We start from the raw sequence: 10278 nt of genomic DNA, 5'->3' as shown, positions 1-10278 counted from the left end.
ATCTTCAGCAACCCGGCGTCCAACCCGGGCGCGAACCGTCCCCGCACCACGTCCGAGGGCCCGGCCCCGGTGGCGGGCGCATCGAGCGCACCGGGTGCGCCCGTGCCGGACTGGACGCTGCCCCAGGCGCGCTCCGCGCTGCGCGAGGCGACGCGGGACCGGGACCGCTTGGTGGACGTGGCGCTGAGGTTCGGCCGCCGCACGTTCGACTACGTGGCCGCCTTCGCTGTCGTGCGAGGCGCCGCCGGTGGTTGGGACGCGCGAGGCGAGGGCCTGGACGCGAGCGCCCTGTCGCAGGTGTCCATCCCGCTGGACGCGAGCAGCGTCTTCCGCACCGTGGCCGTCACGCGGGGCAGCTACGCCGGTCCGCTGCCGCCAGACGCGCTCACGCGGCACTACCTGGAGCTGTTCGGCCGTCAGGCGCCGCGCACCGTCTTCCTGTACCCGGTGGAGGTGAAGGGCCGGCTGGTGGCCATCCTCTACGGGGACTGCGGCCAGAAGCCGATGAGCCAGCGCCGGCTGAGCGACTACATCCTGTTCTGCCAGGACCTGCCGGCGGCCTTCCAGGAGCTCATCCTCTTCCGCAAGCAGCGCGTGTCCGAGCTGCGCGCGCCGGAGGAGGACATCTCCATCGACGTGGACGTGCCCGGCTTCCCGGCCGCGTCCCTGCCCGCCCCCGCGCCCGCGGTGGTCGCGGGCCTCGGCTGGAGCCCGTTCTTCGGTCGCGGAGGCGTGGGCAACCTGGGCCGCGCCGCCGCCATGCCGCCGCGCGTGCTGTCTCCCGAGGAGCGGCCGCCCCCGGACTTCACGCCCCTGCTGCGCCGGCTCACCGGACCGGACGCCGCGCAGCGCTCCAGCGCGATGGCGGAGCTGGCGCGCTCGCCCGAAGCCAGCGCCCGTGTGCTCGCGCAGCACTTCCCGGGCCCCACGGCCTGGAGCCGCCTGCCGGTGGTGGAGCTGCCGGAAGCGGACGAGCTGGGCCCCATCCCCGCCGCCCTGTCGCGCCTGGGCCGTCCCGCGGCCGTCGCGCTGGCGCCGCTGCTGGACTCGAACGACGCGGACGCGCGCTACCTGGCGCTGCTCACGGCGGGCAACCTGCCCTACGCGGAGCTGGTGGACGGGGTGCTGCGCGGCCTCTTCGACATGGAGCCGGACATCTCCAGCGCCGCGCGCGTGGCCGCCGCCGCGCTCAAGCACCTGCCGCGCCTGGATGCGTCCCTGCGCGACCTGCGCCAGGAATTGACCAGCCGGGACGCGCTGCGCCGCTCGCTGGCGGCCCGGGCCCTGGGCACGCTGCACGACCGCGACGCCATCGAGGGCCTCATCAACCTCACCGGCAGCGACGACGCGATGTGCGCGCAGGCCGCCGCCGAAGCGCTGCGCGAGGTCACCCGCGCCACGCTGGGTCTGCAACCGCGCCAGTGGACGTCCTGGTGGGCGGAGAACCGCAGCCGCCGCCGCGCGGACTGGCTGGTGGCCGCGCTGCGCCACCGCGAGCTGGACGTGCGGCTGGCCTCCATCGAGGAGCTGAGCCGCGCCCTGCACGACACGCTCGGCTTCTACGCGGACGCGCCCGACGCGGAGCGCGAGGCCGCGGTGCGACGCTGGGAGGCCGCGGCGGTGGATCCGGCCAACGCCCGCCGTCTGGGCATGCTCTGAGGTTCCCGCCCGGGAGCACACGATGACGGGCGCCATGTGGGTCAGCCTGTTGGCGTGCGCGGGTCAGCTCGCCCTCGCCGGCATCGCGCTGGCCCGCGTGGGCCGCAGCCCGCTCGCGCTGCCGCTGTCGCTGCTGTCCATCGCGCTGTCCACCTGGAACTTCTCCGCCTTCGGGCTGGCGCGCTCCGGCGACACGGGCTGGCGGCTGGTGGGCTTCGCCGCGGCGCTGATGACCCTGCCGTGCGCGGTGCACTTCATCCTCTCCTTCGTGGGCCGCAGGCGCCGCTCCGCCTGGGCCATGTACGGCACCTACGCCGTCATGAGCGCGCTCGCGTTCACCATGCTCGTCGCCATCGGCGTGCCCTCGCTGGCGCAGCGGATCAACACCGTCGGTTTCGGGCTCGCGGTGAGCGTGCTCGCGCTGCCCATCCTGACCACCAGCTTCGTGCTCCTCGCGCGACACCTGCGCCGTTCGGGGCTGCCGGACGAGCGGGCCCGCGCGGGACTGGTGCTGCTGGGACTGGCGCTGCTGGTCGCGATGCTGCTCACGGACCTGGCGGCGGACATGGGCCTGCCCGTGCTGAAGCTGGGCAACGTGGGCACCCTGCTGGGCCTGCCCGTGATGGCCACCGCGTCGCTGCGCTTCCAGCTCTTCGGCCAGGACGCTCGGGCCACGAGCGCGGCGGTGCACGCCGTCGTCCTCGCGCTGGTGGGCGTCCTCGCGTACCTCGCGCTCTTCCGCGTGTTCGCCGCGGAGTCCGGCGCGCTCGTCGTGGGCACCACCGCCATCACCTTCTCGCTGCTGGCGGCGGCCCGACGCGTCGTCACCGGCTTCGTCACCCGGCGCGAACGGATGGAACAACTGGCCACCCTGGGGCGCTTCTCCGCGCAGATGTCCCACGACCTGCGCAACCCCATCGCCGCGCTCAAGGGCGCCGCGCAGTACCTCAAGGAAGAGCACGCGCGCGGCCACTCGTGGGAAGCGCATGGTGAGTTCCTGGACCTGCTCCTGGAACAGGTGGAGCGGTTGGACCGGGTGGCGGGCACCTACCAGCGCCTGGCGCGCGTGGAGCCGCTGCGCCGGCCGCTGGACCTGAACCGGCTGGTGGAGGGCGTGCTGTCGCTCCAGGCCTTCGCGAATCCCGGCGACGTGGTGCTGACGAAGGTGCTCGCGCCCGACCTGCCCGCCTGCGAGGGCGACGAGGACCTGCTCGCCAACGCGCTGGAGAACCTGGTGCGCAACGCCTTCGAGGCGATGCCCACGGGCGGCACCCTCACCGTGCGCACCGGCGAGGACGCCAGCGCGGTGGTGGTGAGCGTGGAGGACACCGGCAGCGGCATGGACGCCCGCACGCGCGAGCGCGCCTTCGACGACTTCTTCACCACGAAGACGACGGGCAGCGGCCTGGGGCTGGCCTTCGTGCGGCGCGTGGCGGAAGCCCACGGCGGCACCGCGTCCCTGACGAGCGGCGAGGGCCGTGGCACCATCCTGCGCCTGCGCCTGCCCCAGGCCCCTGCCCTGCCGTCCCCCCCGTCCGAGGAAGAAGCCGCGTGAGCGATCCACTGAAGGGCCATGTGTTGCTGGTGGATGACGACCCGGCCCTGCTCAAGGTGCTGGGCGCGCTGCTCACCCAGGCGGGCCTCACCCCGCACCCCGCGTCCAACGCGCGCGACGCCCTGGCGCTGCTTTCGCGCCGGCCCATCGACGTGGTGTTGAGCGACGTGCGCATGCCGGGCATGAGCGGCCTGGAGCTGCTCACGGAGGTGGGACGCGGCTGGCCGGACGTACCCGTGCTCCTGATGACCGCGCACGGCACGGTGCCCCTGGCGGTGGAGGCGATGAAGGCCGGCGCGGCGGATTTCGTGCTCAAGCCCTTCGACCGCGAGGAACTCCTCTTCTCACTGCACAAGGCGCTGCTGCGGGCCCAGAAGGAACCGGAGCCGACGCGCGGCACCGGCAAGTCTCCGGACGGACTGCCGGACGGGCTCTTCGTGGGCTCGAGCCGCGCCATGGCGGACGTGAAGTCCCTGCTGGCGAAGGCCGCGGTGGGCACGGCCACGGTGCTGCTGCGCGGCGAGTCCGGCACGGGCAAGGAGCTGGCCGCGCGAGCCGTGCACGACGGCAGCCCAAGGCGCGCGGGCCCCTTCGTGAAGCTGCACTGCGCGGCGCTGCCGGACACGCTGCTGGAGAGCGAGCTGTTCGGCTACGAGAAGGGCGCCTTCACCGGCGCGGCGACGCGCAAGCCCGGCCGCGTGGAGCTGGCGCACGGCGGCACGCTGTTCCTCGATGAGATTGGCGACGTGTCCCAGGCCGTGCAGGTGAAGTTGCTGCGCGTCATCCAGGAGCGCGAGTTCGAACGGCTGGGCGGCACGCAGACGGTCAAGGTGGACGTGCGCTTCGTCGCGGCCACGCACCAGCCCCTGGAGGACCTGGTGCGCCGGGGCACCTTCCGCGAGGACCTCTTCTACCGCCTCAACGTGGTGCCCCTGTGGCTGCCGTCCCTGCGCGAGCGCCCCGAGGACATCGAACCGCTCGCCCGCCACTTCCTGGACGTGCACGCGAAGGCGAACGGCCGGCCGCCGTTCACGTTGAGCACGGACGGACTCGCGGTGCTCCAATCCCAGCCGTGGCCCGGCAACGTGCGCCAGTTGCAGAACTTCATGGAGCGGCTGGTGGTGCTCTCCGACGGGCCGCTGCTCACGGGCACCGACGTCGCGCGCGAGCTGTCCCGCCAGCCCGGCCTCGCGCCGCCGCCCGTCGCCGCGCCCGTCCCCTCCTCCGACACCGGCACGCTGGAGTCCCGGCGCAAGGACGTGGAGAAGGACGCGCTCGTGGATGCGCTGAAGCGCGCGGGTGACAACCGCACGCTGGCCGCACGGCTGCTCGGCATCAGCCGGCGCACGCTCTACAACAAGCTGGAAGAGCACGGCCTGCTCTGATTCATCAGCGCGGTTCTTCACGACCGGACCCGAACCCCCTCCAGCCGCATCCCGGTTGGACGACCGAAGGAGCAACGTCCCATGTCCCAGACACTCGCAAGCCGTGTGAGCTGCCCTGTCTTCACTTCGCAGGATGCCGGCTACGCGCCGGAGGTCGCCGGCTTCAACGTCACCATCGTGCACACGCCGGAGTACGTGGTCGCCGCGCAGTCCGCCGCGGACGTCGCCGAGGCGGTCCGCTTCGCCCACGAGCACAAGCTGAACGTCACGGTGCAGGGCGCGGGTCACGGCTCGTATGTGCCCGTCACCTCCGGAGTCTTCATCTCCACGCGGCGGATGAACCAGGTGAGCATCGACGTCGCGTCGCGCACGGCGACCCTTGGCGCGGGCGTGTGCTGGGATGCCGTCGTCGAGGAGGCCGCGAAGCATGGGCTGTCACCCATCGCGGGTTCGTCGACGAACGTCGGCGTGGTGGGCTACGTGCTGGGCGGCGGCCTGGGCCCACTCGTGCGCAGCCACGGCATCAGCTCCGACTACGTCAGCGGGTTCACGCTGGTCACGGGGGACGGGGAGCGCGTGGAGGCGAGCGCGGAGAAGAACCCCGACCTGTTCTGGGCGCTGCGCGGTGGCAAGGGCGGCATGGGCATCGTCACCGAGGTGCGGCTGCGCCTCGTGGACCTGGCCATGCTCTACGCAGGAGCGCTCTTCTTCGCCGAGGAGCACATCGACGCGGCGCTGCGCGCCTGGGTCCAGTGGACGGAGGGGGCCGATGCGCGTGTCTCCACGAGCGCCGCCGTCATGCGCTTCCCGCCGTTCGACGTCATCCCGCCCCCGCTCCGGGGCCGCACGCTGCTCACCGTGCGCTTCGCGTTCCCGGGCAGCAGCGAGGAAGGTGCCCGGCTCGCGGCGCCCCTGCGCGCGGCGGCGCCCGTCTACATGGACATGTTGGGCGACCTGCCCGCCTCGCAGATTGCCCGCATCCACAGCGACCCGTCCGACCCCATGCCCACGTGGACGAGCGGCATGATGCTGACCCACGTGGATCAGGACTTCGCGTCCGCGCTGCTGCGCCACGCGGGCGCGGGCGTGCAGTCGCCGTTCCTGATGGTGGAGGTGCGTCACCTGGGAGCGGCGGCCTCGCGCGACGTGGAGGGCGGCTCGGCCGTCGGTGGTCGCGGCGCCAACTTCGTGGTGGGCCTCGTGGGGGTGATTCCGCCGCTGTTCCAGACGGTGATGCCCGCCGCCGAGGAGGGCATGCGCGCGGACCTGAAGCCCTGGCTGTCGCCCGAGATGACCATCAACTTCATGGGCAAGCCCCGGTCGGCCGAGCACTACGACAGCGCCTGGCCGGCGGACACGCGGGCGAAGCTCACGGAGGTCCGTCGCAAGTACGACCCGCACGGACTCTTCGCGCACACGAAGTAGCGCTCAGGGAGCCACCGTCGCCAGCGCTTCCATTTCTTCCAGGAACGCGGCGACGACGGCCCCCGGATCCGGCACCCGCGACGCATCCGAGGCCACGCCCAGGGTCACCTGTCCGGCGTAGCTGAAGAGGCTCACCCCCAGGCCCACGTGCCCGGCCTGGGGCACCCAGAACGTGAGCCCGTCGAGTCGCGCGCCCGCCAGGGACACCGGCTGGCGAGGTCCGGGCACGTTGGTGGCGACGAGTGACGCCTTGGTCCCCATCACGTCCACGACGACGCGCTCCAGCGCGGCCGGCGTGTGCCCGAGCAGCTCCAGCACGCCGGACGTCACCACGGCCTCGGGCGAGCGCTTGAGGGCCTCCATGCGCTTCGCCACTTCACGAAGCCGGCGGCGCGGTTCATCCAGGTGCACGGGCAGCCGGAGGAACACGACGCCGAAGCGATTGCCCAGCTCCCTGGGGACGGGTTCATCCAGGGGCCGCAGGTTCACCGGAACCAGCGCGTGCATGTCCTCCAGCGGAGCGTCCAGCGCCGTCAGGTAGCGCCGCAGCGCGCCCGTCACCGCCGTGAGCAGCACGTCGTTCACGGTGCCCCCGAGCGTCTGGCCCACGGCCTTCACGCGCGCCAGGGACACCGGCTCCGACCACGCGGCGACCTTCCGCATTCCCAGTGGTCCGCGAAGAGGAGAGCGCGGGTCGGGAGGCAGCGCGAGCAGCTTCCCCAGCGCCGCCGCACCCCGAGCGCCCTCGCGCACGAGGTCGCCCGCGAGGATGGGCTCCTGCACCAGCTCCACGCCCTTGCGGAACGCGGCCCGCGCCCCCCGGGCCAATCGCATCCATCCCGGAGTCGTAAGCGGCTCCGCGCCAGAGCGAGAGGACACCGCCCGCGCATTCACGGACGGTGCGGCCTCCACACGCCTCACCTCTTCGGAGCCCACCGACCCCGCATCCGCCTGCACCGGATCCGTGAGGGACAGCAGCACCCGCGCGAGCGCGATGCCATCCGCCATGCAGTGATGCAGCCGCGCCAGCAGCACATCCCCGCGCGCCGCGCCCTTCACCAGGTGCAGGTGCCACAACGGTCGCGAGCGCTCCAGCGGTACGCCCAGCCAGTCTCCAACCACCGCCTCCAGCGCCGCGCGCCCCCCTGTCACCGGCACGCGCAACGTGGACAGGTGCGCATCCAGGTCGAAGTCCGTCGCGTCCTCCCAGTGCGGCGCGCCCAGCGCTCCCGGCACCACGCGCTGACGGAAGCGCGGGTAGCGCTCCACCAACCGCTCCTGCACCACCGTGCGCAGCCGCTCGCGGTCCATGGGACCGTCGAACCACAGCACCGCGGTGATCATCATCAGGTTCGCGGGCTCCTCCATCTGGAGCCACGCCGCGTCCATGCTCCCCATCCGCTCGCGACCTGCCATGGCGTCCTTCTCACCCACGCGCCCCGTCGGAGCAAGGCCCAGGGCCCGGACCTACGGCTTCGGCGGCGGCTCCGGGGCCTGGGGTTTCTCCCGCTCGAACTGGAAGGTCTGCCGCGTGGCCCCCGGCACCGTCAGGATGAGCGAGTCCTTCTCCTCGATGGCGTACGTGTAGTCCCCTCCCTTGAACTTCCCCTTGGACAGCGGCACCACGCGCTCCTTGCCGCACACCGGGCCCAGCGCCTGTCCGTCCTGCGTGCGCAGCGCGAGCTTGTCCTTGCCCGTCATCTCCACCTTGCCCCAGGCACGCACCTCCAGCGTGCTGCCCCGGCCGAGCGTCGCGTCGTCCAGCTTGGTGCGCAGCACGAAGCACCCCGTCGGCGTCAGCCGCAGCGAGCGCGCGTAGTCCGAACGCGGCTGCACCTCGATGCGGTCCTCGGTCCCCTGCTCGACATCCGGAAGGCTCGCCGCAGACAGCACCCACGTGCCCACCAGCTCCGCCGGGACGGCCGCGCCCTGGAGCGCCTTCGGCCCCTCGCACGGGTCCTCCACCGGCTTCTCGGGACTCTTCGGCGCGGGCTCGAAGGCCCGCTCACACGTCAGGCCGCAGGACGTGGCCGCGCACTTCGTGTCGTCCGGCGCGCAGGCCGCCTTGCTGGTGCAGGCCTTGAGCCGCTTGAGCGACGCCTCACACCCCTCCCGCATGCACTTGTCGACGCACTCCGCGTCGATGCACTCCGACACGCAGACCCAGTTGGTGCGACCACACACCCCCGCCACCGTGCGCGGGGCCTGGGCCGCCGCGGGCAGTGCGGCACTGGAGACGAGCAGCAGGACGAGGAGGCGGGACGTTCGCATGCGTACAGCAAGCTAGGCAGTCCCACCTCCGGTGACACCCGGAGGCAGGACGCCTGTCCACCGGCCATCACTCCAGCGCCCCGCACTGCCGTCAGTTGAACTGCCACCGCCAGGTGCGCGGATCCGCCGGGTCCGGCAGCTGCAGTTGGAAGTCCAGCGTCTCATAGCGGCTGAACTCGCGCGGCTCCACGCGCAGCAGCGTCATCGCCGTGGCGTTGCGCTCGCGCAGCGGGGACACGGTGAAGTCCAGCTCGGAGTCGAAGGCCACCTTGTAGAACAGGCAGAAGCCATCCACCCGTCCGTCCTCCTCCACCGGCCGCCGGATGTGCACGCGCGAAGGCAGGCCGTCCGCGCGCATCGTCTCCAGGTCGAAGCTGAACGCGGCCTCCGGTTCGCACAGCAGGTGGTCCACCTCATACGAGCGCACCAGCCGCGTGAAGTACGACGGGCTCATCGCCTCGCGCAGCGACTGCAGGCAGCGGAAGTCCACGTTGGGCAGCTGCTGGGTCCAGATGAAGGGAACGCACGCCTCGTCGCGAAGCTGCACCGGCTCCACGAAGACCTCGAAGCGGTTGGGGAGGATGCGGCCCCCGCGCTTGAGCAGGCGCGAGCGCAAATCCAACATCCGGGGCACCAACCCCGCGTCGAACAGCGCGTCGCCCAGCAGGTCATGCAGCAGCACGTCCACCTTCTCCGGTGGCTGGAAGTGCCCGGTGGGCTCCCGCACGAAGTCGATGCGCTCCAGCCCGTTGCGGCGGGCCACCCACTGCGCGGTGTCCAACATGCGCGAGTCATCCACCGCGTACAGCCGGCGCGGATGCTGGTGCGCGGCGAGGAAGGTGCGCAGGCCCGTGCCGGCCTTCACGTCCACCACCACGTGGTTCGGGCGCACGTAGCGCTCCACCGCGCGGCGCCAGGTCTCCACGCGCTGCGTGTCCGCCAGCACCGAGTCCTGCGGCGAAGGACTCGACAGCATGAGGCTGTCCGGCGCGCGCCGGCGGTTCAATTGGGAGATGAGCGGCAGGTGGCTGATACGCGAGCGCAGGTCCATCAATGCCTGACGAGGCAGGTCGAGCAGGTTCGGCATGGCAATCCCCCCGGAAGGCCTGTGAAGGTTCCAGAGGCGTGGGCCACACGCCCTCCCCCCGAAACCCGGACTCCGCAAGATGCGGGAAATCCCCCACCTGGCCCATCCGCCTCCAGGGCCACTTTCTGTCCCCACTTGAACATCCGGCCTGTCCTCACTGGCGGTGTGCCCCGGCGATCCACGAAATGCCGGTCCCGACAAGATGAAGGGATGACCCTGGAACGACCTGACAGGCCCCAGCCAACCGCTTGGAATCCAAGCCGCCGAGAGGGTTTTTCCCATCGGATGGGGTGTCGACGACTGGCGCATTCCCCATCCCTCCAGGCTCGTCAAGAAATCCAGTCTCAAGCGTTTTCCCTGTTGAAGCCCCCGACCCGCGACGACGGCTCGCGGAGCGGAGGTGCGCTGTCGGTCATGCCTGTGGACAGACCCCGTGGTGGAGAGGGGCACTGATGATGATCCGAGCCATCGAGTCGCAGCGGGTGCGGGACACGCGGTCGACCCCGGTCGTGGGGGCGCGGCAGGCCGAAGCGGACGCGGCCCGCGTGCTGTGGGAGGCGCAGCCCTGGCGGCGGCAGCTCCAGGACCCGCGGCACCACGAGTACCGGGTGGCGCGCTCCGCGCTGGTGGAAGCGCTGCTGGCGGAGGGCGCCTCGGTGGAGGCGGACGTGGCGCGCTTCGCGGGGACGCGGGAGGACCGGGGCGGGCTGAGCATCGGGCAGGTGGTGCGCTTCGCGGACGGCCTGCGGGTGCGGATGGCGCAGGCGACCACGGACGATGAGGTGTTGCAGCTCGCCTACCTGCGCCGCAACGCGGAGGAGCTGGTGGAGCGGATGATTGACTGGGCCAACGCGGGGCGCCTCTAGTCTCCCGAGCCGGGTGGCAGGCGTTGGTGG

8 protein-coding genes are annotated in these 10278 nt (G+C 72.0%); 5 read left to right on the top strand and 3 right to left on the bottom strand.

Translation table 11 applies throughout. From position 1 onward, the window contains the following. The 4 genes from D7X74_RS34235 to D7X74_RS34220 form a co-directional block, all read left to right on the top strand. The coding region (locus tag D7X74_RS34235) for a HEAT repeat domain-containing protein (protein WP_370450835.1) at positions 1-1659 on the top strand (1659 nt) is incomplete at its 5' end. 22 nt (positions 1660-1681) lie between these two features. Further along, entirely contained in the window at positions 1682-3214 is a 1533-nt protein-coding gene (locus D7X74_RS34230; RefSeq protein WP_120537205.1) for an ATP-binding protein, read from the top strand. Beyond that, positions 3211-4599 carry a sigma-54 dependent transcriptional regulator gene (locus D7X74_RS34225; protein ID WP_199741961.1) on the top strand — a complete coding sequence of 463 codons (1389 nt, stop codon included), beginning with the start codon at positions 3211-3213 and terminating at the stop codon, positions 4597-4599. The genes D7X74_RS34230 and D7X74_RS34225 overlap by 4 nt, the downstream gene beginning before the upstream one ends. 81 nt (positions 4600-4680) lie before the next feature. Next, positions 4681-6024: an FAD-binding oxidoreductase gene (locus D7X74_RS34220; RefSeq protein WP_120537204.1), complete on the top strand. Its 1344-nt coding sequence runs from the start codon at positions 4681-4683 to the stop codon at positions 6022-6024. Positions 6025-6027: 3 nt separating this feature from the next. Here the strand turns inward: D7X74_RS34220 and D7X74_RS34215 are convergent, their stop codons facing one another. The 3 genes from D7X74_RS34215 to D7X74_RS34205 form a co-directional block, all read right to left on the bottom strand. Then, a complete protein-coding gene (locus D7X74_RS34215; protein ID WP_120537203.1) occupies positions 6028-7440 on the bottom strand; it encodes a wax ester/triacylglycerol synthase family O-acyltransferase in 1413 nt (470 codons plus the stop codon). Between the two features lie 51 nt (positions 7441-7491). Next, on the bottom strand, positions 7492-8295 hold the full coding sequence (locus D7X74_RS34210) for a hypothetical protein (RefSeq protein ID WP_120537202.1): 804 nt from the start codon (positions 8293-8295) through the stop codon (positions 7492-7494). Positions 8296-8386: 91 nt separating this feature from the next. Continuing rightward, a complete protein-coding gene (locus D7X74_RS34205; RefSeq protein WP_120537201.1) occupies positions 8387-9382 on the bottom strand; it encodes a class I SAM-dependent methyltransferase in 996 nt (331 codons plus the stop codon). 452 nt (positions 9383-9834) lie between these two features. Between D7X74_RS34205 and D7X74_RS34200 the strand changes: the two genes are divergently transcribed. Continuing rightward, the gene (locus D7X74_RS34200) at positions 9835-10248 is read left to right on the top strand and encodes a hypothetical protein (RefSeq protein WP_233595934.1); all 414 of its coding nucleotides are present in this window, start codon (positions 9835-9837) and stop codon (positions 10246-10248) included. Positions 10249-10278 lie beyond the last annotated feature (30 nt).

The organism is Corallococcus sp. CA047B (assembly GCF_003612065.1).
GTDB classification, from domain to species: domain Bacteria; phylum Myxococcota; class Myxococcia; order Myxococcales; family Myxococcaceae; genus Corallococcus; species Corallococcus praedator.
Note: the sequence above shows the minus strand (reverse complement) of the source record. Positions and strands in the feature narration are given on the sequence as shown.

Excerpts from the sequence above, each read along its gene's own strand:
- D7X74_RS34215 (WP_120537203.1), bottom strand. The coding sequence starts at position 7,440 with ATGGCAGGTCGCGAGCGGATGGGGAGCATGGACGCGGCGTGGCTCCAG.
- D7X74_RS34200 (WP_233595934.1), top strand. The coding sequence starts at position 9,835 with ATGATGATCCGAGCCATCGAGTCGCAGCGGGTGCGGGACACGCGGTCG.
- D7X74_RS34205 (WP_120537201.1), bottom strand. The coding sequence starts at position 9,382 with ATGCCGAACCTGCTCGACCTGCCTCGTCAGGCATTGATGGACCTGCGC.
- D7X74_RS34220 (WP_120537204.1), top strand. The coding sequence starts at position 4,681 with ATGTCCCAGACACTCGCAAGCCGTGTGAGCTGCCCTGTCTTCACTTCG.
- D7X74_RS34210 (WP_120537202.1), bottom strand. The coding sequence starts at position 8,295 with ATGCGAACGTCCCGCCTCCTCGTCCTGCTGCTCGTCTCCAGTGCCGCA.
- D7X74_RS34230 (WP_120537205.1), top strand. The coding sequence starts at position 1,682 with ATGACGGGCGCCATGTGGGTCAGCCTGTTGGCGTGCGCGGGTCAGCTC.